This window comes from Stenotrophomonas sp. GD04024 (genome assembly GCF_029837545.1).
GTDB lineage: Bacteria > Pseudomonadota > Gammaproteobacteria > Xanthomonadales > Xanthomonadaceae > Stenotrophomonas > Stenotrophomonas forensis.
The window spans coordinates 55,225-79,990 of the sequence record NZ_JAOEDV010000015.1 but is presented as its reverse complement, the minus strand read 5'-3'; the positions used below and the strand labels follow the sequence as shown (position 1 = coordinate 79,990).

General features: G+C 65.7%; 23 protein-coding genes and 1 tRNA gene. 3 read left to right on the top strand and 21 right to left on the bottom strand.

Annotation, left to right across the window (positions count from 1 at the left end):
* Positions 1-4 precede the first annotated feature (4 nt).
* The 17 genes from N7590_RS07460 to N7590_RS07380 form a co-directional block, all read right to left on the bottom strand.
* A complete protein-coding gene (locus tag N7590_RS07460; protein ID WP_008268294.1) occupies positions 5-1,513 on the bottom strand; it encodes an NADH-quinone oxidoreductase subunit M in 1,509 nt (502 codons plus the stop codon).
* 23 nt (positions 1,514-1,536) lie between these two features.
* On the bottom strand, positions 1,537-3,711 hold the full coding sequence (gene nuoL / locus N7590_RS07455; protein ID WP_053450382.1) for an NADH-quinone oxidoreductase subunit L: 2,175 nt from the start codon (positions 3,709-3,711) through the stop codon (positions 1,537-1,539).
* A gap of 7 nt (positions 3,712-3,718) precedes the next feature.
* A complete protein-coding gene (nuoK, locus tag N7590_RS07450; RefSeq protein ID WP_005410454.1) occupies positions 3,719-4,024 on the bottom strand; it encodes an NADH-quinone oxidoreductase subunit NuoK in 306 nt (101 codons plus the stop codon).
* Positions 4,021-4,677, bottom strand: a complete 657-nt coding sequence (locus N7590_RS07445) for an NADH-quinone oxidoreductase subunit J (protein ID WP_006458640.1) — start codon at positions 4,675-4,677, stop codon at positions 4,021-4,023. The genes nuoK and N7590_RS07445 overlap by 4 nt, the downstream gene beginning before the upstream one ends.
* 9 nt (positions 4,678-4,686) lie before the next feature.
* Positions 4,687-5,175: an NADH-quinone oxidoreductase subunit NuoI gene (gene nuoI, locus N7590_RS07440; protein WP_005417924.1), complete on the bottom strand. Its 489-nt coding sequence runs from the start codon at positions 5,173-5,175 to the stop codon at positions 4,687-4,689.
* 4 nt (positions 5,176-5,179) lie between these two features.
* Positions 5,180-6,274: an NADH-quinone oxidoreductase subunit NuoH gene (nuoH, locus tag N7590_RS07435; RefSeq protein WP_014037948.1), complete on the bottom strand. Its 1,095-nt coding sequence runs from the start codon at positions 6,272-6,274 to the stop codon at positions 5,180-5,182.
* Positions 6,271-8,505: an NADH-quinone oxidoreductase subunit NuoG gene (nuoG, locus tag N7590_RS07430; protein WP_164241760.1), complete on the bottom strand. Its 2,235-nt coding sequence runs from the start codon at positions 8,503-8,505 to the stop codon at positions 6,271-6,273. The genes nuoH and nuoG overlap by 4 nt, the downstream gene beginning before the upstream one ends.
* Positions 8,502-9,842, bottom strand: a complete 1,341-nt coding sequence (gene nuoF / locus N7590_RS07425) for an NADH-quinone oxidoreductase subunit NuoF (RefSeq protein ID WP_006458704.1) — start codon at positions 9,840-9,842, stop codon at positions 8,502-8,504. The genes nuoG and nuoF overlap by 4 nt, the downstream gene beginning before the upstream one ends.
* Before the next feature lie 4 nt (positions 9,843-9,846).
* Positions 9,847-10,374, bottom strand: a complete 528-nt coding sequence (gene nuoE / locus N7590_RS07420) for an NADH-quinone oxidoreductase subunit NuoE (protein ID WP_006381132.1) — start codon at positions 10,372-10,374, stop codon at positions 9,847-9,849.
* A 97-nt stretch (positions 10,375-10,471) separates the two neighbouring features.
* Positions 10,472-11,779, bottom strand: a complete 1,308-nt coding sequence (locus N7590_RS07415; RefSeq protein WP_053511569.1) for an NADH-quinone oxidoreductase subunit D — start codon at positions 11,777-11,779, stop codon at positions 10,472-10,474.
* Positions 11,776-12,525, bottom strand: coding sequence for an NADH-quinone oxidoreductase subunit C (locus N7590_RS07410; protein ID WP_005410462.1), 750 nt, complete (start codon positions 12,523-12,525; stop codon positions 11,776-11,778). The genes N7590_RS07415 and N7590_RS07410 overlap by 4 nt, the downstream gene beginning before the upstream one ends.
* 33 nt (positions 12,526-12,558) lie before the next feature.
* Positions 12,559-13,113 (bottom strand): NADH-quinone oxidoreductase subunit B, encoded by a 555-nt coding sequence (locus tag N7590_RS07405; RefSeq protein WP_005410463.1) that lies wholly within the window; start codon positions 13,111-13,113, stop codon positions 12,559-12,561.
* Positions 13,104-13,460 (bottom strand): NADH-quinone oxidoreductase subunit A, encoded by a 357-nt coding sequence (locus N7590_RS07400; protein WP_008265012.1) that lies wholly within the window; start codon positions 13,458-13,460, stop codon positions 13,104-13,106. Before N7590_RS07400 ends, N7590_RS07405 begins: the two co-directional genes overlap by 10 nt.
* 111 nt (positions 13,461-13,571) lie before the next feature.
* Positions 13,572-13,656: transfer RNA gene (locus N7590_RS07395), tRNA-Leu, on the bottom strand.
* Between the two features lie 51 nt (positions 13,657-13,707).
* Complete coding sequence (secG, locus tag N7590_RS07390; protein ID WP_164241761.1) at positions 13,708-14,145, bottom strand: preprotein translocase subunit SecG; 438 nt, start codon at positions 14,143-14,145, stop codon at positions 13,708-13,710.
* A gap of 31 nt (positions 14,146-14,176) precedes the next feature.
* A complete protein-coding gene (gene tpiA / locus N7590_RS07385; protein WP_053511568.1) occupies positions 14,177-14,932 on the bottom strand; it encodes a triose-phosphate isomerase in 756 nt (251 codons plus the stop codon).
* Positions 14,933-15,690: 758 nt separating this feature from the next.
* Complete coding sequence (locus tag N7590_RS07380) at positions 15,691-16,668, bottom strand: isopenicillin N synthase family oxygenase (RefSeq protein WP_164241478.1); 978 nt, start codon at positions 16,666-16,668, stop codon at positions 15,691-15,693.
* Positions 16,669-16,819: 151 nt separating this feature from the next.
* Here N7590_RS07380 and N7590_RS07375 point away from each other — a divergent pair, with 151 nt between their 5' ends.
* From N7590_RS07375 to N7590_RS07365, 3 genes are read left to right on the top strand one after another with little or no spacing between them, the layout of a single operon-like run.
* Positions 16,820-18,697 carry a DUF3413 domain-containing protein gene (locus N7590_RS07375; RefSeq protein WP_164241477.1) on the top strand — a complete coding sequence of 626 codons (1,878 nt, stop codon included), beginning with the start codon at positions 16,820-16,822 and terminating at the stop codon, positions 18,695-18,697.
* 19 nt (positions 18,698-18,716) lie between these two features.
* Positions 18,717-19,862 carry a glycosyltransferase family 4 protein gene (locus N7590_RS07370; RefSeq protein ID WP_164241476.1) on the top strand — a complete coding sequence of 382 codons (1,146 nt, stop codon included), beginning with the start codon at positions 18,717-18,719 and terminating at the stop codon, positions 19,860-19,862.
* Positions 19,855-20,712, top strand: a complete 858-nt coding sequence (locus N7590_RS07365) for a polysaccharide deacetylase family protein (protein WP_008265576.1) — start codon at positions 19,855-19,857, stop codon at positions 20,710-20,712. The genes N7590_RS07370 and N7590_RS07365 overlap by 8 nt, the downstream gene beginning before the upstream one ends.
* Before the next feature lie 49 nt (positions 20,713-20,761).
* Here N7590_RS07365 and N7590_RS07360 read toward each other — a convergent pair whose 3' ends face one another.
* The 4 genes from N7590_RS07360 to trpA all read right to left on the bottom strand — a co-directional run bounded on the left by N7590_RS07360 (position 20,762) and on the right by trpA (position 24,766).
* Positions 20,762-21,244 (bottom strand): RcnB family protein, encoded by a 483-nt coding sequence (locus tag N7590_RS07360; RefSeq protein ID WP_049456111.1) that lies wholly within the window; start codon positions 21,242-21,244, stop codon positions 20,762-20,764.
* A 261-nt stretch (positions 21,245-21,505) separates the two neighbouring features.
* Positions 21,506-22,867 (bottom strand): phosphoglucosamine mutase, encoded by a 1,362-nt coding sequence (gene glmM, locus N7590_RS07355; protein ID WP_164241475.1) that lies wholly within the window; start codon positions 22,865-22,867, stop codon positions 21,506-21,508.
* A complete protein-coding gene (gene accD / locus N7590_RS07350; protein ID WP_005410473.1) occupies positions 22,867-23,742 on the bottom strand; it encodes an acetyl-CoA carboxylase, carboxyltransferase subunit beta in 876 nt (291 codons plus the stop codon). The genes glmM and accD overlap by 1 nt, the downstream gene beginning before the upstream one ends.
* A gap of 214 nt (positions 23,743-23,956) precedes the next feature.
* Positions 23,957-24,766 (bottom strand): tryptophan synthase subunit alpha, encoded by an 810-nt coding sequence (gene trpA / locus N7590_RS07345; RefSeq protein WP_053511614.1) that lies wholly within the window; start codon positions 24,764-24,766, stop codon positions 23,957-23,959.

Here is a 24,766-nt window from a genome sequence, read left to right as displayed (position 1 = left end):
GGAATTACAGCAGCTTGCTGGATGCGATCTGCATCGCCAGCTTCGCGATCGAGGGCTCCATCAGGTCGGTCAGCGGCTTGGGGTAGATGCCCAGGGCCAGCACGCCGATGGCGAACACGCCCAGCACCAGCCATTCGCGGCCGTTGATGTCCTTCAGTTCGGCAACGTGGCTGTTGGCCACTTCGCCGAAGAAGATGCGCTTGTACAGCCACAGGGTGTAGGCGGCGCCGATGATCAGGGTGGTGGCCGCGCCCAGCGCGATCCACGGATTACGCTGGAACGCCGACAGGATGACCATGAACTCGCCGACGAAGCCGCTGGTACCCGGCAGGCCCGCGTTGGCCATGAAGAACAGCATGGCGAAGGTGGCAAACCACGGCATCACGTTGACCACGCCGCCGTAGTCGGCGATGCGGCGGCTGTGCATGCGGTCGTACAGCACGCCGACGCAGGAGAACATCGCGCCGGACACGAAGCCGTGCGAGATCATCTGCACCATGGCGCCCTGCAGGCCCAGGCGGGCCGCATCGGCGTTGCCGGCTTCACGCACCAGCCACAGGGCGATGAAGGTACCGAGGGTGACGAAGCCCATGTGCGCGATCGACGAATACGCGATCAGCTTCTTCATGTCGTCCTGCACCAGGGCGACCAGGCCGACGTAGATCACCGCGATCAGCGACAGCGCGATCACCAGCCAGGCCCATTCCTGCGATGCGTCCGGGACGATCGGCAGGTTGAAGCGCAGGAAGCCGTAGCCACCGATCTTCAGGGCGATGGCGGCCAGGATCACCGAACCGGCGGTCGGCGCTTCCACGTGGGCATCCGGCAGCCAGGTGTGGACCGGGAACATCGGCACCTTGACCGCGAAGGCGATCAGGAACGCGAAGAAGATCCAGGTCTGTTCCTTGGCCGACAGCGGCAGCGCGTACAGGTCGGCCAGCTGGAAGCTGCCGCCCTTCAGGTACAGGTAGATCAGCGCCACCAGCATCAGCACCGAGCCGAGGAAGGTGTACAGGAAGAACTTCAGCGCGGCGTAGATGCGGCGCGGGCCACCCCAGACACCGATGATCAGGAACATCGGGATCAGCATCGCCTCGAAGAACACGTAGAACAACATCGCGTCCGTGGCCGAGAAGATACCGACGGTGACGCCTTCCAGGATCAGGAAGGCGGCCACGTACTGGTTGACGCGCTTGTCGATGGCGCTCCAGGCGCCGATCAGGGCAAGCACGCTGACCAGGGTGGTCAGCAGGATCAGCGCCACGGCGATGCCGTCCACGCCCAGGTTGTAGCCGATCTTGTACGCCGGGATCCAGGCATGGGTCTCGACGAACTGCAGACCGTCGATGCCCGCGTTGTAGCCGCTCAGCAGCGAGAGGCTCGCCACGAAGGTCAGCACCGCGACGCCCAGCGACGCCCAGCGGGCGGTCTGCGCATCACGGATCGCAAGGATCAGGGCGCCACCGAGGATCGGCAGCCAGATGAGGACACTGAGTAGAGGCCAGTTCGACACGTCTTCTTATTCCGTACAGGTCATCAACGCAGGTAATGCATCAGCACGCCCAGCAGGGCAATCAGGCCGATGATCATCGCGAAGGCGTAGTGATAGAGGAAACCGGATTGGGTACGACGCAGCACGCCGGCTGCGACGTCCACAACACGTGCCGAGAGATTGACCACGCCGTCGACGATGTTGCTGTCGATCCAGCGCGAGACCTTGCCCAGCTTGACGCTGCCGCCGGCAAAGCCATCGATCCACAGCTTGTCGAAGCCGTACTTGTTTTCCAGCACCGACACCAGCGGGGCGAAGGTCTTGCGCGCCTTGCCCGACAGGTCCGGCTTCCACAGGTAGAACAGTGCAGCCAGCAGGAAGCCCGCCAGGGTCAGCCAGAACGGCGGCAGCATCATGCCGTGCAGCGCGAACGCCACCGGCCCGTGGAACTCTTCACCCAGGAAGGCAACGGTGTTCTTGGCCGGATCGTAGAAGTTCACGATACCGGTGAAGAACGTGTTGACCTGGCCCTGGATCGCCGCGTGGGCGTGGTGGCCGGCCCAGTCGGTGCCATGCAGCATCGGACCGATGCTGAAGAAACCGATGGCGATGGACGGGATGGCCAGCAGGATCAGCGGCAGGGTCACCACCCACGGGGTTTCATGCGGCTCATGCGGACCGTGGCCATGGCCGTGGTCGTCATGGGCATCGCCGTGGTGGGCATCGGCATGGTGTGCGTCTGCGGCGTGGTGATCGTCATGGCCGTGGCCGTGGTCATCATGCGCGTCGCGGAAACGCTCCTTGCCGTGGAAGGTCATGAACAGCAGGCGGAAGCTGTAGAAGCTGGTCACCAGCACGCCACCCAGCACCGCCCAGTAGCCATAGGTGGCCACCCAGCTGTTCTGCATGTGCGCGTGGATCTCGGCCGCCTCGATGATGGTGTCCTTCGAGTAGAAGCCCGAGAAGAACGGCGTACCGACCAGGGCCAGGGTACCGATCCACATGGTGACGAAGGTGATCGGCATGTACTTGCGCAGGCCGCCCATCTTGCGCATGTCCTGCTCGTGGTGCATCGCGATGATGACCGAGCCGGCACCCAGGAACAGCAGGGCCTTGAAGAACGCATGGGTCATCAGGTGGAACACGGCGGCCGAATAGGCCGACACGCCCAGCGCCACGGTCATGTAGCCCAGCTGCGACAGCGTGGAGTACGCGACGACGCGCTTGATGTCGTTCTGCACGATGCCGATCAGGCCGGTGAAGAACGCGGTGGTGGCGCCGATGAAGAGGATGAAGTTCAGCGCGGTCTGCGACAGCTCGAACAGCGGCGACATGCGGGTAACCATGAAGATACCGGCGGTCACCATCGTCGCGGCGTGGATCAGTGCCGAGATCGGGGTCGGGCCTTCCATCGAGTCCGGCAGCCACACGTGCAGCGGGACCTGGGCCGACTTGCCCATGGCGCCGATGAACAGGCAGATGCAGATGACGGTGGCGATCGACCAGATCACCGGCTCGTTCAGCAGCTGCATGCCCAGGATCGTGCCGTCCCAGATCTGCAGCTGGGCGCGCGGGTCGGCCAGCATGCCGGCCTGCGAGAACACCTGCGAGTAGTCCAGGGTGCCGAACACCCACAGCACGCCGGCGATGCCCAGCAGGAAGCCGAAGTCACCGACGCGGTTGACCAGGAACGCCTTCATGTTGGCGAAGATCGCGGTCGGGCGCTTGAACCAGAAGCCGATCAGCAGGTACGACACCAGGCCCACCGCTTCCCAGCCGAAGAACAGCTGCAGGAAGTTGTTGCTCATCACCAGGGTGAGCATCGAGAAGGTGAACAGCGAAATGTAGCTGAAGAACCGCTGGTAGCCCGGGTCGTCCTGCATGTAGCCGATCGTGTAGATGTGGACCAGCAGCGACACGAAGGTCACCACCACCATCATCATCGCGGTCAGCTTGTCGACCATGAAGCCGACGTGGGCGGAGTACTGGCCGACTTCGAAGAACGTGTAGATGTTCTGGTTGAACGGCTGCGCACCGCCCCACAGCAGCTGGTAGAGCGTGTACATCGACAGGCCGCAGGCAACCGCGACGCCGAGGATGGTGATGGTCTGCGCGCCGAAGCGCTTGACCTGGCGACCGAACAGGCCGGCGATGATGCTGCCGAACAGCGGTGCAAGCACCACTGCGATCAACAGACTCTTGGAGAGAGTGATTTCCATCTGTGGATCAGCCCTTCAGCGAATCGACTTCGCCGACATTGATCGTGCGGCGGGTACGGAACAGGGTCACCAGGATCGCCAGGCCGATGGCGGCTTCCGCGGCGGCGACGGTCAGGATGAAGAACACGAACAGCTGGCCGGACGGATCGCCCAGCTGACGCGAGAAGCCGACGAAATTGATGTTCACCGACAGCAGCATCAGTTCGATCGACATCAGCAGGACGATGACGTTCTTCCGGTTGAGGAAGATGCCGGCCAGGCTGATGGCGAACAGCACCGCGCCGAGCGCAAGCATGTGGCCAAGGGTAATCACGGCTGGGTCTCCTCGCCGGCGGCCGGCTTGCTGTTGCTGTGCACGACCGGTGCTTCGGCGCCCATCTTGACCATGCGCAGGCGCTGGCCGGCCTTGACCATGGTCTGCTCGCCCGGGTTCTGGCTCTTCACGCCGGTACGGCGGCGCAGGGTCAGCATCACGGCGGCGACGACGGCCACGGTCAGGATGACGGCGGCGAACTCGAACGGCAGCAGGTACTCGGTGAACAGCGTGCGCGCCAGCCAGGTGACGTTGGAGCTGTCGGCGGCGACCGCGGCGGCGTTGTCGGCCGGGAACGGGGTGACCGAGCGGGCCTTGACGCCGATCAGGATCAGCATCTGCACCAGCATCGCGACCGCGACGATCAGGCCGACCGGCAGGTAGCGCACCCAGCCCTCACGCAGCTTGGTGGGGTCGATGTCCAGCATCATCACCACGAACAGGAACAGCACCATCACCGCGCCGACGTAGACCAGCACCAGGGCAACACCGAGGAACTCGGCGCCCACCAGCAGCCACACGCAGGCGATGGAGAAGAAGGTCAGCACCAGGCAGAGCACGGCGTGAACCGGGTTGCGCACGCTGATCACCGCACCGGCCGAAACCGTTGCCGCGATGGCGAACACCCAGAAAGCGATATTTACCCAATCCATCTCTCGACCTCAGCGGTAAGCGGCATCGGCGGCGCGACGCTCGGCGATCTCGGACTCGAGACGGTCGCCCAGCGCCAGCAGCTGCGGCTTGGTAACGATGTTTTCGCCACGATTCTCGAAGTGGTACTCGAGGATGTGGGTTTCGACGATCGAGTCCACCGGGCAGCTTTCTTCGCAGAAGCCGCAGAAGATGCACTTGAACAGGTCGATGTCGTAGCGCGTGGTACGGCGGGTGCCGTCTTCGCGCTTGGCCGAGTCGATGGTGATGGCCAGCGCCGGGCACACCGCTTCGCACAGCTTGCAGGCGATGCAGCGCTCTTCACCGTTGGGATAACGGCGCAGGGCGTGCAGGCCACGGAAGCGCGGCGACTGCGGGAACTTCTCCATCGGGTACATCATCGTGTACTTCGGCTTGAAGCTGTACTTCAGCGTCAGCCAGAGGCCCGCCAGCAGTTCGAGCAGCAGCAGGCTCTTGAAGTAATGGGTAATCCTGTTCATCACTTTAGACGCCCTTTTGAATCACGCCGAAGAACACCATGACGGCGGTAACCGCGATCCACAGAATGGCCAGCGGGATGAAGACCTTCCAGCCCAGGCGCATGATCTGGTCATAGCGGAAGCGCGGGAAGCTGGCACGGAACCAGATGTAGGCACTGGCGAAGAAGAACACCTTGACGAACAGCCACGGTGCACCGCCCTTCCAGATCCAGTCGACCAGCGGCGAGACATCGCCGAAGTTGACCCAGCCCTGGACCGGGCTCAGCCAGCCGCCGAGGAAGAAGATCGAGATCAGGAAGCTGATCAGGATCATGTTCGCGTATTCGGCCAGGAAGAACAGCGCGAACGCGCCGCCGGAGTACTCGACCATGTGGCCGGCGACGATTTCCGACTCGCCTTCCACCACGTCGAACGGTGCGCGGTTGGTTTCCGCCACGCCCGACACCCAGTAGATGACGAACAGCGGGAACAGCGGCAGCAGGAACCAGTCGAAGAAGCCGGAGCTGCCGGCCTGCGCCATCACGATGTTGCTCAGGTTCAGGCTGCCCGAAGCGATCATCACGCCGACCAGGGCGAAGCCCATCGCGATTTCGTAGCTGATCATCTGCGCCGAGGCGCGCATGGCACCCAGGAACGCGTACTTCGAGTTGGACGCCCAACCGGCAAGGATGATGCCGTAGATGCCCAGCGAGGTCATCGCCAGCAGGTACAGCAGGCCGGCGTTGGCGTTGGACAGCACGATCTGCGAATCGAAGGGCACCACCGACCAGGCCGCGAAGGCCGGGGCCAGGGTGATCAGCGGGGCCAGCAGGTAGATCGCCTTGTTGGCGCTGCTCGGCTGCACCACTTCCTTGAACAGCAGCTTGAAGACGTCGGCGAAGGCCTGGAAGATGCCCATGCCCACGTACATCGGGCCGTGGCGGACATGCATCCAGCCGATCAGCTTGCGTTCCCAGACCACGTAGAAGGCCACCGAGATGATCACCGGAACGGCGATCACCAGGATCTTCAGGATGATCCAGATCAGCGCGCCGATGTCACCGAGGCCAAGCAGCCACTGGTGCAGCGGGTCGACCGCGTTCAACAGCAATTCGTTCATGCAGCCACCACCGTTACGCGAGCGGCACCCAGCGGCGCGGTCGCGCCGTGGCCCGATTCAATCCAGACCGAGCCCGCAGCGACGCGGGCGTCGACCACCACCGGCAGGGTGGCCTTGCCGGCATCGGTGCCGACCTTGGCCATCTGCCCTTCCTGCAGCTGCAGGCGAGCGGCATCTTCAGCGTTCAGCACGATGCGCGGGGCGTTGTTGAGCGGATGCGACTGCAGCGCCGGGGCGCGACGGACCACCGCGTCGGTGCGGTAGATCGCGGCGGTCGAAGCCACTTCCAGGCCCTCGCCGGCTACGGCCGGCTGCGCCGAAGCGGCAACGCTGACCGACACCGGGGCCAGGCTGGCGCGCAGGCCGGCCAGGTCGGTGAAGTCGAAACCGGCCAGCGCCATGTCGCCGCCCAGTGCGCGCAACACGCGCCAGCCTTCACGCGCCTCGCCCGGCAGCTTGCCGCCGGCACGGGCCGACTGCTCGCGACCATCGAGGTTGGTCAGGGTGGCGTCGATTTCCGGCAGCGCGCCGATCGGCAGGATCACATCGGCGACGTCGCGGGTGGAGACACAGGCGAACTGGCTGAAGGCCACCACCTTGGCACCGACCAGCGCCTTGCGCGCCGCCGGAGCATCGGCGAAGTCCAGGCCCGGCTCCAGGCCGTACACCACGTAGGCCTGGCGCGGCTGCGCCAGCATCGCGGCGACGTCCTTACCGGCCGGCAGCACGCCGGCGCGGGTCAGGCCAACGGCGTTGGCGCCCTGCGGGATGCGGCACAGCTTGGCACCGGTGGCGGCTGCGAAGTCACGCGCAGCGGCGCGGATCGCGGCAGCCTGCGGGTGGTTCTCGGCGATGCCACCGACGATCAGCACGGTGTTGTTGCCGCCCTGCACTGCCGAACGCAGCTCGGCGTTGGCCAGCGCGTCGGCGAACTTCGACGGCGCGACGATCTGCTTGCCGGCGATGCTGAAGGCGAAGTCGAAGTCCACCGGGTTGACGACGTGGATCTTGGCGCCATTAGTGGTCTGCGCCTTGCGCAGGCGGGCGTGCAGCAGCGGCAGTTCGTGGCGGATGTTGCTGCCCAGAACGACGATGCGGTCGGCGCCTTCGATCTCGGCCAGCGGCAGGCCGAACACTTCGGCGGTCGCGGCGTCGGAGAAATCGCGGTTGTTGATGCGGTGGTCGATGTTGCTCGAACCCAGGCCCTTGGCCAGGCGGGCCAGCAGCGCGCCCTCCTCGTTCGAGGTCGCCGGATGCACCAGCACGCCCAGGTTGTCGCCCTGGTTGGCCTTGAGGATCTCGGCGGCCGCGGCCAGGCCTTCGGCCCAGCTCACTTCCTTCCACTCGCCATTGACCTTGTGCAGCGGCTTGACCGCACGGTCTTCACTGTACAGGCCCTGGTGAGAGTAGCGGTCACGGTCGGACAGCCAGCATTCGTTGACGGCTTCGTTGTCGCGCGGCACGGTGCGCAGCACTTCGCCGCGACGCACGTGCAGGAACAGGTTCGAACCCATCGCGTCGTGGTAACCCAGCGACTCGCGTGCGGTCAGTTCCCACGGACGTGCGCGGAACTGGAACACCTTGTTGGTCAGCGCACCGACCGGGCAGACGTCGACGACGTTGCCGGACAGTTCGGTGGTCAACGGCTTGCCGTCGTAGGTACCGATCTGCAGGTTCTCGCCGCGGTACATGCCACCCAGTTCATAGGTGCCAGCCACGTCGGCGGTGAAGCGCACACAGCGCGTGCACTGGATGCAGCGGGTCATCTCGGTGGCGACCAGCGGACCCATGTCCTCGTCCGGCACCACGCGCTTGCGCTCGTTGAAGCGGCTGACCGAACGGCCATAGCCCAGCGACACGTCCTGCAGCTCGCACTCGCCGCCCTGATCGCAGATCGGGCAGTCCAGCGGGTGGTTGATGAGCAGGAACTCCATCACCGAGCGCTGGAACTTCAGTGCCTTCTCGCTACGGGTGGCGACCTTCATGCCGTCCATCACCGGAGTGGCGCAGGCCGGCGCCGGCTTCGGCGACTTCTCCACGTCCACCAGGCACATGCGGCAGTTGGCGGCGATCGGCAGCTTCTCGTGGTAGCAGAAGCGCGGAATGGAGATGCCGGCCTTGTCGGCGGCCTGGATGATCATCGAGCCCTTGGGCACGACCAGCGACTTGCCATCGATCTCGATGGTGACGTGATCGGGTGGGACGCTCGGATTTACGGGTTGCGCGCTCATGCAGCGGCTGCCTCCACCTTCTTGCCGTCAACCATCGAATGACCGTTGACGATGTAGTACTCGAACTCGTCCCAGAACTGGCGCAGGAAGCCCTGGATGGGCCATGCAGCCGCTTCGCCGAACGCACAGATGGTGTGGCCTTCGATCTGGCCGGCCACCGCCTTCAGCTGGTGCAGGTCTTCCATCGTGGCCTTGCCGGCGACGATGCGCTCCAGCACGCGGTGCATCCAGCCGGTGCCTTCGCGGCACGGGGTGCACTGGCCGCAGGATTCCTTGTGGAAGAACTGGCTGATGCGGCAGGCGAACTTGACGCAGCAGACGCTGTCATCGAGCACCACGACGGCGCCCGAACCCAGGCCCGAGCCCAGTGCACGGATGGTGTCGTAGTCCATCGGCAGGCCCTTCAGCTCGGCCGCGGTCAGCACCGGCATCGACACGCCACCCGGAATCGCGCCCTTCAGGGTGCGGCCCGGACGCAGGCCACCGGCCATTTCCAGCAGGTCGTCGAAGGTGGTGCCCAACGGCACTTCGAAGTTGCCGCCGTTCTGCACGCAACCGGACACCGAGAAGCACTTCGGGCCGCCGTTGGCGGTCAGGCTCAGGCCCTTGAACCACTCCGGGCCGTTGCGGATGATCGCCGGCACCGAACCGTAGGTTTCGGTGTTGTTGATCGTCGACGGCTTGCCGTACAGGCCGAAGTTCGCCGGGAACGGCGGCTTGTAGCGCGGCTGGCCCTTCTTGCCTTCCAGCGATTCCATCAGCGCGGTTTCTTCGCCGCAGATGTACGCGCCGGCGCCCAGCGCACCATAGATGTCGATGTCCACGCCCGAGCCCATCACGTTCTTGCCCAGCCAGCCATTTGCATAGGCGTCGGCCAGGGCCTGCTCAAAGTGCTCGAACGGCTCGTGGTGGAACTCACCGCGCAGGTAGTTGTAACCCACGGTCGAACCGGTGGCGTAGCAGGCGATCGCCATGCCTTCCACCACCGAATGCGGGTTGTAGCGCAGGATGTCGCGGTCCTTGCAGGTGCCCGGCTCGGATTCGTCCGAGTTGCAGAGGATGTACTTCTGCATGTTGCCCTTGGGCATGAAGGACCACTTCAGGCCGGTCGGGAAGCCGGCGCCACCGCGGCCGCGCAGGCCCGAGGCCTTGACCATCTCGATGACCTGCTCCGGCGGGATCTTCTCTTCGAGGATCTTGCGCAGGGCGGCGTAGCCACCGGTCTTCAGGTAGCTTTCGTACGACCACGGGGTGTCGTAATGCAGGGTGGTGTAGACCACCTGGTGCGGCAGCGGCGCGGGGCCGACCGGACCCTTGGATTCGTGGTGATGTGCCATGCCCTTACTCCAGCCCGTCCAGCAGCTCGTCGACCTTTTCCAGGGTCAGACGCTCATGGTAGTGACCGTTGATGACCATCATCGGCGCGCCGCCGCAGCCGGCCAGGCACTCTTCCTCGCGCTTGAGGTAGACGCGGCCGTCCGGGGTCGATTCACCGTGCTTGATGCCCAGCTTCTTCTCGCAATGGCGGACGATGTCCTCGGCGCCATTGAGCCAGCAGCTGATGTTGGTGCAGATGGCCACGTTGTTGCGGCCCACCTTCTCGGTCTCGAACATCGAGTAGAAGCTGGCGACCTCGTAGGCCCACACCGGCGGCAGATCAAGGTACTTGGCCACGCCGGCGATCAGCTCGTCGGTCAGCCAACCCTCGTTCTGCTCCTGGGCCGCATGCAGGCCCTGCAGCACGGCAGAGCGCTTGCGGTCCGGCGGGAACTTGGACAGCCAGTGATCGATGTGAGCGCGGGTCTTGTCGCTCAGCACCACCATCGGGTCGACGTCGCGCGCCGCCTCGAAATTACCTGTCGCCTTCATCGGCCGACCTCAGCGAAATGCATAACGTGAAATTCCAGAAACTGCGGCGCCGGCTTGCGCCGGCTGCCTGCAGCGGGCGTTGGCTTGGCGGACGGCATTACCGGTCAACCTCGCCGAACACCAGGTCGTAGGTACCGATCATCGCCACCACGTCGGCCAGCATGTGGCCGCGCACGATCGAATCGATCGAGGACAGGTGGGCGAAGCCCGGTGCGCGCAGGTGCACGCGGAACGGCTTGTTGGCGCCATCGGAGACCAGGTAGCAGCCGAACTCGCCCTTCGGCGCTTCCACTGCCGCGTAGGTTTCGCCGGCCGGCACGCAATAGCCTTCGCTGAACAGCTTGAAGTGGTGGATCAGCGCTTCCATGTCGTCCTTCATGTCCTCGCGCCTGGGCGGAGCGACCTTGAAGTTCTTGACCATGACCGGGCCGGGGTTGGCCTTCAGCCACGCCACGCACTGCTTGATGATGCGGTTGGACTCGCGCATCTCGGCAACGCGGACCAGGTAGCGGTCGTAGCAGTCGCCTTCCTTGCCCAGCGGGATGTCGAAATCGACGGCATCGTACTTGGCGTACGGACGCTTCTTGCGCAGGTCCCAGGCGACGCCCGAGCCGCGCAGCATCACACCGGTCATGCCCCACTGGTGGGCCAGTTCCGGAGTGACGACGCCGATGCCGACGGTACGCTGCTTCCAGATACGGTTGTCGGTCAGCAGGGTCTCGTATTCGTCGACACGACCCGGGAATTCGTTGGTGAAGTTTTCCAGGAAGTCCAACAGCGAGCCTTCACGCGAAGCATTGAGCTGCTTCAGCGCCTTGCCCTTGTGCCAGCGCGATTCCTTGTACTTCGGCATGTGGTCCGGCAGGTCGCGGTAGACACCGCCCGGACGGTAGTACGCCGCGTGCATGCGCGCGCCGGAGACTGCTTCGTAGCAGTCCATCAGCTCTTCGCGCTCGCGGAAGGCGTACAGCATCACCGCCATCGCACCCAGGTCGAGCGCGTTGGAGCCCAGCCACATCAGGTGGTTGAGGATGCGGGTGATTTCGTCGTACATGGTGCGGATGTACTGCGCACGCTCCGGCGCCTCGATGCCCATCAGGGTCTCGATCGCGCGTACGTAGGCGTGCTCGTTGCACATCATCGACACGTAATCCAGGCGATCCATGTAGCCGATCGACTGGTTGAACGGCTTGGACTCGGCCAGCTTCTCGGTACCACGGTGCAGCAGACCCACGTGCGGGTCGGCGCGCATGATCGTTTCGCCGTCCATTTCCAGGATCAGGCGCAGCACACCGTGAGCGGCCGGATGCTGCGGGCCGAAGTTCATGGTGTAGTTGCGGATTTCCTGCCGGCTTTCGGCGGCGTTGCTGGCGAAGGCTTCGCCGGCCTGGTGTACGTGGCTCACTTCACTGCCTCCTGCGCGCGCTCACCTTCTGCGGTCTGCAGACGGGCGTCGTCACGGATCACGCGCGGCACGCCGACACGCGGCTCCACCGAGGTGACCGGTTCGTAGATCACGCGCTTCTTTTCTTCGTCGTAGCGGACTTCGACATTGCCGATCAGCGGGAAGTCCTTGCGGAACGGATGGCCGACGAAACCGTAGTCGGTCAGGATCCGGCGCAGGTCCGGGTGGCCTTCGAAGATCACGCCGTACAGGTCGAACGCTTCGCGCTCGAACCAGTTCAGGCCCGGCCAGATGCCGGTCAGCGAGGACACCACCGGCAGCGCTTCGTCAGGGGCGAAGCAGCGCAGGTGCATCATCAGGTTGTGCTGGTACGAACGCAGCTGCGCGACCACCGCGAAACGCTGGGTCGGCATGTGCTGCGGGCGGGCACCGTCGGCACCGTTCTCCTCGGTGGGGAACTCGCCCCACGCGAAGCGGCCCTGGGCCTTGCCTTCGACGCCACGGCTGAAGCCCTGCGAGGACACGTCGGCGGTGTCCCATTCGTCGGAACCATAACCGAGGTAGTCGACGCCGCAGAGATCCACGGCCTGCTCGAAACCAAACTCGTCACGCAGCGCCAGGGCGGTGGCGTGCCACTCGGCGGCAGGCACTTCCAGCGTCACTTCGCCGCGGGGTTCGACCACGATGACCTTCGCACCTGCGAAACGTGCGGAGAGTCGGTCGATGAAGGATGCTTGCTCTGCCATGGGGGCTTGGCGCGCTCTTGTCAGGTGAAGGGGTCAGCGGGCGATGGTCTGTGTACGCCAGATCTTCTTCTGCAGCTGCAGGATCCCGTACACCAGCGCCTCGGCGGTCGGCGGGCAGCCCGGGACGTAGACGTCCACCGGCACCACGCGATCACAGCCGCGCACGACAGAATAGGAGTAGTGGTAATAGCCACCGCCGTTGGCGCAGCTACCCATCGAGATGACCCACTTCGGGTCCGGCATCTGGTCGTAGACCTTGCGCAGCGCCGGGGCCATCTTGTTGACCAGGGTACCGGCCACGATCATCACGTCGGACTGACGCGGCGACGGGCGGAACACCACGCCGTAGCGGTCAAGGTCCAGGCGCGCGGCGCCGGCGTGCATCATCTCGACCGCGCAGCAGGCCAGACCAAAGGTCATCGGCCACATCGAACCGGTGCGTGCCCAGTTCAGCAGTGCGTCGACGCTGGTGGTGACGAAGCCCTTTTCCAGCAGCGGGTTGTCGCCTTCCGGCCGCAGGATGTCATCAACCCGGCCTTCCGGCGTGGGGTTGTTCATGAGGCCATCGAGAGTCTGAATCACTCCCATTCCAGCGCTCCCTTCTTCCAGACGTAAATGAAACCGAGGAACAGCATGCCGACGAACAGGCCCATGGTGATGAGCGAACGGGCGCCCAGTTCCATGAAGACCTGGGTCCACGGCACGATGAAGATGATTTCCAGGTCGAAGACGATGAACTGGATCGCGATCAGGTAGTAGCGCACGTCGAACTTCATGCGCGCGTCTTCGAAGGCCTCGAAGCCGCACTCGTACGGCGACAGCTTTTCCAGATCGGGGCGGCGGGGACCGAGGAATCGACCAACCAGCATCAGCGTAATGCCGATACCGGTGGCAACGATCAGAAACAGCAGAGACGGCAAATATTCGGCCAGCACAGCGATTCTCTCTTGCCTCTGCCGCCGCGCCTGCAGGCGCTTTGGCATGGGGGAGTGGACGGGAATGTGCCTGGCGCCTTGCGCGCCAGACCAACCCGCTTTACTTACAAATGGTGCCCAAGAGGGGACTCGAACCCCTACGACTTGCGTCGCTACCACCTCAAGGTAGTGCGTCTACCAATTCCGCCACCTGGGCAAACGATCACATCAGACTATCTTCCCGATGCGCCGCGTATTGTAACCGGCTTCAGTCTTTCTGGGAGCCTTCCGAAGGCTTTTCTTCACCAGAATTCGAAGATTCCGCCTTGGCCGGCACATTCGCGGCCGGAACCGGGGCAGCCGGGACCGCATCGGCCTTCGGAACGGCCGGCAGTTCGCCGGCCGGAGCCGCCGGGGCACTGGCCGCCGGAGTGGACATCAGGCCAAGATCCTGGTCGGCCGCCGGGCGGGTGCCGTGACCGGCATACCAGGCCATGAAGAGGCTGATACCGAAGAACACCACGGCCAGCCACTTGGTCGACTTGGACAGGAAGTTCGAGGCGCCGCGCGCACCGAACACCGTACCCGAGGCACCGGCACCAAAGCCCGAACCCGCCGCCGCACCCGAGCCACGCTGCATCAGGATCAGCGCGATCATGGCCACAGCGACCAGCACGTAGACGACATTGAGGATCAACATCAGCATTGGAAACCGCCCTCGGACAATACTTCTAGGATTAGTTCGCGGCCGCCGCCCTTGCGATGGCCAGGAAGTCCGCGGCCACCAGGGAGGCGCCGCCGACCAGCCCACCATCGACATCCGGCTGCGCGAACAGTTCCCCGGCATTGTCGGGCTTCACGCTACCGCCGTAAACAATGGGCAGTGAATCAGCGATTCTAGCATCGATGCGCGCGACTTCGCCACGGATGAACGCGTGCACTTGCTGCGCCTGCTCCTTGCTGGCGGTACGGCCGGTGCCGATTGCCCAGACCGGCTCGTAGGCCACCACGGCCTGGGCGAAACCGGCCGCGCCGACCAGCTCGAGCACCGGCGCCAGCTGGCTGGCGATGACCGCTTCGGTCTGGCCCGCCTCGCGCTGCTCCAGGGTTTCACCCACGCACAGCACCGGCACCAGGCCAGCATGCAGGGCCGCGGCGAACTTGCGCGCGACCAGCTCGCTGCTTTCGTGGTGGTACTGGCGGCGCTCGGAATGGCCGACCAGGCCATAGCGGGCACCGACTTCGTGCAGCATGGCGGCGCAGACCTCGCCGGTGTAGGCGCCCTTTTCGTTGCTGCTCACGTCCTGTGCGCCGAAGGCCAGGCCGGTTTCGCCGAAATCCTCGACCAGCTCGCCCAGGTACGGCAGCGGCGGCAGGATCACCACGTCCACCCCCTCCAGCGGCAGCCCGGTGGCCACCTGCCCCAGCAGTTCATTGGCGAATTGACGGCTGCCATGCAGCTTCCAGTTTCCGGCGACGATCTTGCGGCGCATGAGCGGGTGGCTCCTGTGTGAAGTCAGCCGGTCATGATACCCGTTACGGCAAAAATCCGTTTCCGTGTAAGCGGTTACATGGATTTTCAGCAAACGGCGCAGCCCCTCATGGCGGGTTTGGGGTTGGTCGCATAAGGCCCGGTGGGTTTTGGAGCTTGGCCGGGCGGGTGGGACTGCGCAGGGGTCGCTGCAAGTACGTCCCTGTAAGCTCGGTCGCCGCTTGCGCGTGTGCGCTGTCCTGCGCACACGGCAAGACCGGGGTTGGGCGTCCTGCCCAACCCGCCCGAGGCATGCCTCGGTCCCATGCGGCTCACGCCCCTGCGCAGCCCCACCCGCCCGGCCTCTGACACATTCCGGCGGTTCCGCCCGCCACAGAAAGAAATAAGAAGAGCAAAAGCAGAAGCCGGGCCCCTCCCCTCCCTCGATCCCTGACAGATCTCATCCACGCATGGCGTGGATCTACCGTGTCGACCAAGGTCGACACCTACCGGAAATCCCGATTTACCCACCGTCACCGGGAAACTGTCAGGGGTGGGGCGGCGTGGGTTGGCAGGACCGTTGGCGCCATGGATGGCGCCATCGAGCCCCCAGGGATGGGTTTACGGCGTGTCCTGCCAACCCACACCGCCCCGCCCAACCCGCAGAAACCCAGAGCCGCTTTCGACGTTGACGTTGCCGGCCAGCGGCCGGCACTACCGCGGGTGCAGGGCGCAGCCCTGCAAAGAAAAAGGCCGCCTTTCGGCGGCCTTCACTTCCTGTTACTTCAGCTTGATCTCGCGCAGGCGTTCCTCAAGGAAGCCGTGGGCGGTGATCGCCTCCGGGTACCGGCTCGGGTTCTCCGGGGTGATGCACGAGGGCAGCACGTCGATCAGGAAGTCCGGGTTCGGGTGCAGGAAGAACGGCACCGAGTAGCGCGGCTGGCGCGCCAGCTCACCCGGGGGATTGACCACGCGGTGGATGGTCGACGGATACACATGGTTGGTCAGGCGCTGCAGCATGTCGCCGATGTTGACCACGATGGTGTCCGCGTCTGACGTAAACGGCACCCACTCGCCTTCGTGCGACTGCACTTCCAGGCCGGCGGCGCTGGCGCCGACCAGCAGGGTGATGAAGTTGATGTCGCCATGGGCACCGGCGCGTACGTTCGGAATGTCGTCGGTGGTGATCGGCGGGTAATGGATCGGACGCAGGATCGAGTTGCCGAAGTTGGTCTTGTCGGCGAAGAAGTCTTCCGGCAGCCCGATGTGCAGGGCCAGCGCCGACAGCACGCGCGAACCCAGGTTGTCCAGCGCCTGATACAGACCGTAACCGCGCTCACGGAAGCCCTCGACCTCGGTCGGCCACAGATTCGGCGCCATCACGTCGCGGTACTTGGAGTCGTCGGCGATTTCACGGCCGATGTGCCAGAACTCCTTCAGGTCGAAATGCTTGGAGCCCTTGGCGGTCTCCACGCCGAACGGGGTATAGCCGCGGGCGCCGCCGCTGCCGGCGACGTGGTACTTGCGCTTGACCTCTTCCGGCAGGGCGAAGAAGGCCTTGAAGGCATCGTAGGCCGCGTCGATGTCGGCCTGCGGGATGCCATGGTTGCGGATGCCCGCGAATCCCCATTGGCGGTAGGCCGCGCCCAGCTCGGCCACGAAGGCCTCGCGGTCGCTGTCGAAACGGGTGATGTCGAGGGTGGGGATCTGGCTCACAGCGGTTCCTGGCTTGTCGTTGGGTCTGGGGGGCCAGCGCATTCATGGCCCGCCTGAACATTGTGACAGATCGCCCGGGCGACGCCACTCGATACGAAGAAACAAACCGATACAATGCGCGACCCGCACGCGGAGCAACGCGTCCGTCACGTGGGCCCCACCCCTTTCCCGCGCGTCCTGAACCTGTCCCGCCATGCCCGCAGCTGCTCCTGCCACCCCCGCCATTGAAGGTTCCGCCCGGCGTTGGCGCCGGCTGGCCTGGTGGTCGCTGTTCGTCGCCGGCAATGCGGTACTGGCCGCCGCGATCGCGCTGGGCAATGTACCGCTGCGTGACAATCCGGGCGGCGGCGCCGGCCTGGCCTATCTGGCCATCGCCCTGCCCGGCCACCTGCTCGCGTTCGGCGCGCTGGCCGGCCTGCTGCCGTTGCTGCTGGGCCTGTGGCCGCGCAGTGCGCGTACGCTGAGCATCAGCGCCGTACTGCTGCAGGGCCTGTGGCTGTGCCTGCTGCTGGTCGACGCCAAGGTCTTCACCCTGTACCGCTTCCACCTCAATGCCATGGTCGTGAACATGGTGTTCGGCGGCGCGCTGCAGGACCAGGTTGCCCTGTCCTGGAAGACCTGGCTGCAAGTCGCGCTGCTGGCTGCCGCGGTGTTCACCGCCGAGGGCCTGCTTGCCTGGGCATGCTGGAAACTGCTGCCTGCCGCGCCACGCCGGCGCCGGGTGCTGCAGGCCTGGGCGGTGGTGGCGCTGCTGATGGGCGGTGGTCAGGTCGCTACGGCCTACTACGACGCCCGCGGCGACCGCGATGTGATCGCGCAGTGGAACTACCTGCCGTGGGCACAGCCGATCACCGCCAAGAGTTTCATGCGCAGGCTGGGCGTGGTCAGCGAACAGCAGGTGGGCCTGCCTGATCCGCGCCATGCCCAGCTTGTCTATCCGCTGCAGCCGCTGCGCTGCCAGAACCCGCACCGGCCCAACGTGCTCATGGTGGTGCTGGAATCGCTGCGCCACGACGCTCTCACCCCGCAGGTCATGCCGAACACGGCGGCACTGGCCAAGTCCGCACGCGTGTACGAGCGTCACTTCAGCACCGGCAACGCCACCCGCTATGGACTGTTCGGGCTGCTGTACGGCCTTCCGGGGGGCTATTGGCCGAGCATGCTGGATGAGCAGCGCGGTTCACAGCTGTTCAAGGTGCTTGGCCAGCAGGGCTACGACCTGCACCTGTACGGCAGCGCGCCGCTGTACAGCCCTGAATTCGACCGCACCGCCTTCGCCGACGTTCGCGAGCAGCTTCACCAGGGGCCGGCGGGGCTGGGGTCGGAAGCGCGCGACAGCCACATCGTGGCCTCGCTGCGGAAGGACATCCGCGCCAGCCAGGCTGCGCATACGCCGTGGTTCGGCTTCGTCTTCCTCGATTCGACCCATGCCCCGTACCACATCCCCAAGGGCTATCCGCCGCTGGCCACCCCGATGGCGCGGGAAATCGACTTCCTGAAATTCGGCCCGGACCACGACCCGACCCCCGAGTTGAACCGCTACCGGACTGCCGTGCACTACGCCGACAGCCTGGTTGGCACGCTGCTGGACGATCTGCGCGCACAGGGCCTGGAGCAGGACACCATCGTGCTGGTCACCGGTGACCACGCCGAGGAATTCAACGACCTCAAGCTGAACTACTGGGGTCACAACGGCAACTTCTCCGACTACCAGTTGCAGGTGCCCTTCGTGCTGCATTGGCCGGGCCAGGCCAGCGGCCATGAATCGCGCACCAGTTCACACGAGGACTGGGTGCCGACCCTGATGCGCCATGCACTGGGCTGCGAGAACGCATTGACCGACTACAGCACCGGCCACGACCTGCTGGCCGAACCGCAGGGCAGGCGCGCGCTGGTGGTCGAAAGCTGGTCGCAGCGCGCGGTGCGCGATGGCGATGCCATCTACGTGTTCGACAAGTTCGGCAACGCAACCGCGCTGGACCTGCATTACCGCCCGCTGCCACAGCAGACCCCCGATGCGGCCGCTGTCCGCACTGCATGGGAAGCGCTGACCCGCTTCCGCAACCGCTGAGCCTCAAGGACCGAACCGCATGAACCGTCCGCTGCGCATCCTGCACACCGAAGCCGCCAAAGGCATGGGCGGGCAGGAGATCTACATCTTCCGCCACATGCAGGTGATGCGGGCGCGCGGCCATGACGTATCGCTGTTGTGCCAGCCCGATGCTCGCCTGGCCACCCTGGCACGCGATGATGGCTTCACCGTGCACACCCTGCGCATGGGCGGCCTGGCCCGGCTGCTGCGCGGCATCTGGTCGGTGTCGCGGCTGGTGCGCCGCGAACGTTACGACGTGGTCAACACGACCAGCCGCCGCGATGCGCTGATTGCCGCCGCCGGTGCACGACTGGGAGGAACTCCACTGGTGGTGCGCTCGCGCCACCTGATGAGCCCGGTCAATTCACTGCTGACCTATACCCGGCTCCCGCACCGGGTGCTGACCGTGAGCAGCTTCGTCAAGCAGTTGCTGGCCGACCGCGGCATTCCAGCCGAGCACATCGGCATCGTGCCGCCGATCGCGGTTCCGCCGCGCTGGAGCGACATCCACCTGGACAACCCGTGGCAGCGACTGCAGGAAGTCCGCGCCGAAGTCCGCGCCGAACTGGGCTTCGGCGAACAGGACGTGGTGGTGGGGTGCGTGGCGGTACTCCGCGAGGCCAAGGGCCATGCCGATCTGCTGCAGGCGATGGTGCCACTGTGCAAGACCAACCCCCACCTGCATCTGGTGGTGGTGGGCGACGGCCAGGTGGTGATGGATCGACTGCAGGCGATGCGCGACGCGCATGGGCTGCAGGCGCAGGTGCATCTGCTCGGCTACCGCGATGGTGCCTGCCGGCTGATGGCCGGTTTCGACATCTTCGCGCTGGCCTCGCACAAGGAGGCCGCCGGTACCGTGTTCCTGGAAGCGGCCTATGTCGGCGTGCCGATCGTGGCCACCCGCGTCGGTGGCGTACCGGAGATGGTGGTCGACGGCAGCAATGCGATCCTCACCCGGCTGGGCGACAATGCAGCCCTGACCGGCGCCCTGCGCCTGCTGGTGGACGATCCGGAACGGCGACGGCAGATGGGCCGCGCCGGCTGGGACTGGATGCACGGCGCACACCGTTTCACCCCGGCTGGCCATGGCGAGGCCACCGAACACTATTACCACCAGTGGCTGAAGGAGCTGGGACATGGCTGACGCGCGAACTGTTCCGGTGCTGATGCACCACCACGTGAGTCCATCGCCGGGCATGATCACCGTGTCACCGGAGAATTTCGAAAGCCAGATCGCCTGGCTCGCCGGCAACGGCTGGACCTCGCTGACGCTGGACCAGTACGCCGGCTTCCTGGCCGGCAGGCCGGTGCCACGCAAGTCGATCGTGATCACCTTCGACGATGGCTACCTCGACAACTGGGTCTACGCACACCCGATCCTGCAGAAGTACGGCATGCACGCGGTGGTGTTCGTGGTCACCGGCTGGATGGGTGAAGGCCCGGAGCGGCCGCACGCCGGCATCGCCGGAGCGTCGCTGCCCGCCACCCCGGACCACCGCGGCTGCGAAGCGGCGATCTACGAACAGAACCGCAGCGATGATGTGATGATGCGCTGGAGCGAAGCGCGTGCAGCCATCGCCGCCGGCACCTTCGAAGTGCACTGCCACACCCACACCCACACCCGTTGGCTGCGTCGCGACGACCTGGACCGTGCGCAGCGCCGCGCCGGCCTGAGCCACGACCTGGCGATCTCGCGCGACGTGCTGCAGGAAAAGCTGGGCGAAGTATCCGACACGCTGTGCTGGCCCTACGGCGATTTCGACCAGGACCACATTGAAGTGGCACGCGAGCAGGGTTTCCGTTACCTGCACACCACCCATCCGTTCGGCCGCAACGTGGTGGGCGGCGATCCGGAACGCATCTACCGGTTTGCGATCCGCAACCGCCCCGCCAGCTGGCTGCGCAAGCGCATCGCGCAGAGCTACAACCCGCTGATCGCACCGCTGTTCAATGGCTTCAAGGCACGCCAGAAGAAGATGGTGCCGGGGCCCTGAGCGCAAGGGCCTCCTCCGCCCGCTGCGGCGCGGTAGGCCCATGTCGGTCTCAGAAGAAGCGCCCGTACACGGCTTGCACGATCTCGCCGTTGCCGGTGTTGATCAGCAGCGCATCCGGCCCGTAGCGCACCCATTCGTAGCCCATCGGCGGCATGTCCAGGCCGAACAGCCAGAAGTCGTTGAGGATGTAGTCGCCGATCCAGTACGGACGCGGCAGGAACTGGCCGTAGTGCCAGCGCTGGTACGCATAGCCCACCGGCGGATGGTAGGGCCCGATGCGGAACGCATGGTCGGCGCGGAAGTTGTGCCGGTACTCCTCGCGGAATGCCGGCCGTGCATTACCCAGCTCGCGCGGGCGCTCCATCCTTGGGTAGCCCCACGGCGCGCGCATCGGCTCCTCGCGCGGAGCGGACATATGCGGCCCACCTTCGGGGCGACGTTCGGCGCTGGCAATGGAGACGCCACCCAGCAACGGCAGCACCAGCAGCGCACCTGCCAGCAGGCAGCGGCTGCAGCGCAATGAAGTGTTCATGGTCATGGTCCTTGCAACAACAGTGAAAGGATGGAGCACGAACGGCTCCGACCGGGTCCCGGCCTGCGTAGCGCCTGCATGCATGCAGGCACGAGATCCTGATCCCGGGAATACGCCGCGTATCGTTCACGCGATGTCACAAAGCGCACAGCCGCAGCTGAATGTGGTCGCCGGTCGTGATCGGTTCAGTCACCCTCGCTGGAAAACAACATGGTCGCAAAAGCGGCCATGTCGTGGCATCACGCTGTACGGTCGCCGGCTTCAGGCAGCGGCTTCACGGACCGCCGCGGACAGGCGGTCCAGCGTTTCCTGCATCAGTGCTGCGTCATCGGCTTCCACCGTGACCCGCACCACCGGCTCGGTACCGGACGGGCGCAGGAACGCACGGCCACGACCAGCCACCGACTGCTGCGCGACGGCCAGCGCGGCCTGCACGCGGTCGGCCTGCACCGTGGCCTTGGCCGAGACATTGCCCAGCCGCACGTTGACCGTCTTCTGCGGTACCCGCACCAGCCCCTTCAGCGCCTGGCGCAGGGTCTGCCCGCTGCTGCGCAGCGCCACCAGCACCTGCAGGGCACTGATGATGCCATCGCCGGTGGTCGCCCGGTCCAGGCACAGCAGATGGCCGGAGGCTTCACCACCCAGCACGCCACCGCCTTCGATCAGCGCCTGGTGCACGTAGCGGTCACCGACGTTGCTGCGCACGAACGGAATCTGCAGGTCGGCGAAGGCTTTCTCCACGCCGTAGTTGCTCATCAGCGTACCGACCACCGGGCCATGCAGGCGACCTTCGGCCTTCCACGCGCGCGCCAGGATGTACAGCAGGTCATCGCCGTCAACCGGATTGCCCTGGTCGTCGGCCATCAGCACGCGGTCACCGTCACCATCGAAGGCGATGCCGAGATCGGCGCGGGTCTCGCGGACCTTGGCCGCCAGGTTGTCGATATGGGTGGAGCCGACCCCTGCGTTGATGTTGATGCCGTTGGGTTCGGCGCCGATGCCGATCACCTCGGCCCCCAGCTCACGGAACAACAGCGGTGCGATCTGGTAGGTGGCGCCGTGCGCGCAATCCAGCACCAGGCGCAGCCCGCGCAGGTCGAAGGCGCGCGGCACGCTGGCCTTGCAGAATTCGATGTAGCGGCCGACCGCCTCGCGTGCGCGCGACGCCTTGCCCAGCTTTTCCGATTCGGCAGTGGCGAACGGAACATCCAGCGCTGCTTCCAGCGCCAGCTCGGTGGCGTCGTCGAGCTTCTCGCCCTGGGCGGAGAAGAACTTGATGCCGTTGTCGTAGTGCGGATTGTGCGAAGCACTGATGACGATGCCGGCGTCCACGCCCAGGGTACGCGTCAGGAACGCGACCGCCGGAGTCGGCATCGGGCCGAGCAGCTGCACGTCGGCGCCGGCGGCGACCAGCCCGGCTTCCAGTGCCGCTTCGAACATGTAGCCGGAAATGCGGGTGTCCTTGCCGATCAGCACGATCGGCCGGCGCCCGTCCTGGCCGCGCTGGGCGACCAGCACGCGCCCCAGGGCATTGCCCAGGCGCATCACGAAGTCCGCCGAGATCACCCCTTGGCCGACCCGCCCACGGATGCCGTCAGTACCGAAGTACCTGCGGCTTCCCATCAAGCCACCTCCGGCGCCGGCTGACGGCCCAGCATCGCCAGCAGGTCGGACAGGCGGTCGCGCATTTCGCGGCGGTCGCAGATCTGGTCAATGGCACCGTGCTCCAGCAGGAACTCCGAGCGCTGGAAACCTTCCGGAAGCTTCTCACGCACGGTCTGCTCGATCACGCGCGGGCCGGCAAAGCCGATCAGCGCCTGCGGCTCGGCGATGTTGATGTCGCCCAGCATCGCGAACGACGCCGACACGCCACCGGTGGTCGGATGGGTCAGTACCGAGATGTACGGCAGGCCGGCTTCGCGCAGCTTGCCCAGCGCGGCCGAGGTCTTGGCCATCTGCATCAGCGAGAACAGGCCTTCCTGCATGCGTGCACCGCCGCTCTGCGAGAAGCATACGTAAGGGGCGCCGATCTCGACTGCGGTTTCGGCAGCCAGCGCGAAGCGCTCACCAACCACCGAGCCCATCGAGCCGCCCATGAAGGCGAAGTCGAACGACGAAGCCACCAGCGCACGCCCCTTGAGCAGGCCGCGCATGGCGATCAGCGCGTCGTACTCGCCGGTGTTCTTCTGCGCGATCTTGATGCGCTCGCTGTATTTCTTCTGGTCCTTGAACTTGAGCAGGTCGGTCGGCCCCAGGCGCGCACCGATCTCGGTGGTGCTGTCGGCGTCGAACAGCGCCGCCAGCCGCGCGCGCGCACGGATCGCCATGTGATGGCCGCACTTCGGGCAGACCTCCAGGTTCTCTTCCAGCTCAGGACGGTACAACGCGCTGCCGCAGTTGCTGCACTTTTCCCACAGGCCCTCGGGGACGCTGCGCTTCTTGCTGGGGGTGTTGTCGGTGCGGATGCCGGACGGCATCAACTTGCTGAGCCAACTCATGCGGGAGGACACTTCCGTTCAGGGCGGCCCGGGGGCCGCAAAGGCGGACAGTCTAGCTCCGCTGCCCCCGCCCGTGCACCCCTTGCGGTGCCCGGGCCAGCTGGAAAAAACCATGCTGGGACGTACGTTTAGGTCCGGGGCGCGCCCGCCGCCGGCCGGCAGCCCCTGCACGCAGGCGGGTGCGGAGGATGCCGGCCCGTGGCCGGCACGACCGTCACGCGTCCAGCGCCTGCCGCAACGGTGCGAGGAAGGCTGCGGCGCGCTGCGCGGCGTCTTCCGCCGAGCCCGCCTCTGCCAGCACCGCCACCAGTGCGCTGCCTACCACCACGCCGTCGGCCTGCCGCGCCATTGCCGCGGCACTGGCGGCGTCCTTGATGCCGAAGCCCGCCACGACCGGCACCGAGGCACGCTCGCGCAGTGCCTGCAGGCGGGCGCTGGCAGCATCGCTGTCCAGCCGCTCGGACGCACCGGTGACACCGGCAAAGCTGACGTAGTACAGGTAGCCACGCGCCAGGGCCAGCAGCTTGTCGGCACGCGCTTCACTGGTGGTCGGCGACGCCAGCAGGACCAGCGCCAGGCCAGCGGCCTCGAACGCCTGCTGTGCATCACCGGCTTCTTCAGGCGGCAGATCGACCAGCAGCACACCGTCCACGCCGGCCTTCACCGCGGCGTCGGCGAACGCTGCGTAGCCATGGATCTCGACCGGATTCAGGTAGCCCATCAGCACCACCGGGGTCTGCGCATCACGCTCCCGGAACTGCGCCACGGCCTGCAGCACGTAACGGCTGCCGGCACCGCGCGCCAGCGCGCGCTCGGAGCTGCGCTGGATGGTGGGTCCGTCCGCCATCGGATCGGAGAACGGAACGCCCAGTTCGATCACATCGGCGCCGGCCTCGACCAGTGCGTGCATGACCGGCACGGTAGCCTCCAGCGAGGGATCGCCGGCAGTGATGAAGGGGATCAACGCCTTGCGCTGCTGCTCGCGCAGGCGCTGGAAACAGGCATCAAGTCGGGATACGGACAT

Bases quoted from the DNA above. Each gene is read 5' to 3' on its own strand.
- nuoI (WP_005417924.1), bottom strand. From the start codon at position 5,175: ATGAACAGGATTACCCATTACTTCAAGAGCCTGCTGCTGCTCGAACTG.
- N7590_RS07410 (WP_005410462.1), bottom strand. From the start codon at position 12,525: ATGGCAGAGCAAGCATCCTTCATCGACCGACTCTCCGCACGTTTCGCA.
- N7590_RS07375 (WP_164241477.1), top strand. From the start codon at position 16,820: ATGCCCGCAGCTGCTCCTGCCACCCCCGCCATTGAAGGTTCCGCCCGG.
- nuoL (WP_053450382.1), bottom strand. From the start codon at position 3,711: ATGGAAATCACTCTCTCCAAGAGTCTGTTGATCGCAGTGGTGCTTGCA.
- nuoG (WP_164241760.1), bottom strand. From the start codon at position 8,505: ATGAGCGCGCAACCCGTAAATCCGAGCGTCCCACCCGATCACGTCACC.
- secG (WP_164241761.1), bottom strand. From the start codon at position 14,145: ATGCTGATGTTGATCCTCAATGTCGTCTACGTGCTGGTCGCTGTGGCC.
- N7590_RS07370 (WP_164241476.1), top strand. From the start codon at position 18,717: ATGAACCGTCCGCTGCGCATCCTGCACACCGAAGCCGCCAAAGGCATG.
- tpiA (WP_053511568.1), bottom strand. From the start codon at position 14,932: ATGCGCCGCAAGATCGTCGCCGGAAACTGGAAGCTGCATGGCAGCCGT.
- N7590_RS07405 (WP_005410463.1), bottom strand. From the start codon at position 13,113: ATGGGAGTGATTCAGACTCTCGATGGCCTCATGAACAACCCCACGCCG.
- N7590_RS07445 (WP_006458640.1), bottom strand. From the start codon at position 4,677: ATGGATTGGGTAAATATCGCTTTCTGGGTGTTCGCCATCGCGGCAACG.
- N7590_RS07365 (WP_008265576.1), top strand. From the start codon at position 19,855: ATGGCTGACGCGCGAACTGTTCCGGTGCTGATGCACCACCACGTGAGT.
- glmM (WP_164241475.1), bottom strand. From the start codon at position 22,867: ATGGGAAGCCGCAGGTACTTCGGTACTGACGGCATCCGTGGGCGGGTC.
- nuoF (WP_006458704.1), bottom strand. From the start codon at position 9,842: ATGGCACATCACCACGAATCCAAGGGTCCGGTCGGCCCCGCGCCGCTG.
- N7590_RS07380 (WP_164241478.1), bottom strand. From the start codon at position 16,668: ATGCGCTGGCCCCCCAGACCCAACGACAAGCCAGGAACCGCTGTGAGC.
- nuoH (WP_014037948.1), bottom strand. From the start codon at position 6,274: ATGAACGAATTGCTGTTGAACGCGGTCGACCCGCTGCACCAGTGGCTG.
- nuoE (WP_006381132.1), bottom strand. From the start codon at position 10,374: ATGAAGGCGACAGGTAATTTCGAGGCGGCGCGCGACGTCGACCCGATG.
- N7590_RS07360 (WP_049456111.1), bottom strand. From the start codon at position 21,244: ATGAACACTTCATTGCGCTGCAGCCGCTGCCTGCTGGCAGGTGCGCTG.
- trpA (WP_053511614.1), bottom strand. From the start codon at position 24,766: ATGTCCGTATCCCGACTTGATGCCTGTTTCCAGCGCCTGCGCGAGCAG.
- accD (WP_005410473.1), bottom strand. From the start codon at position 23,742: ATGAGTTGGCTCAGCAAGTTGATGCCGTCCGGCATCCGCACCGACAAC.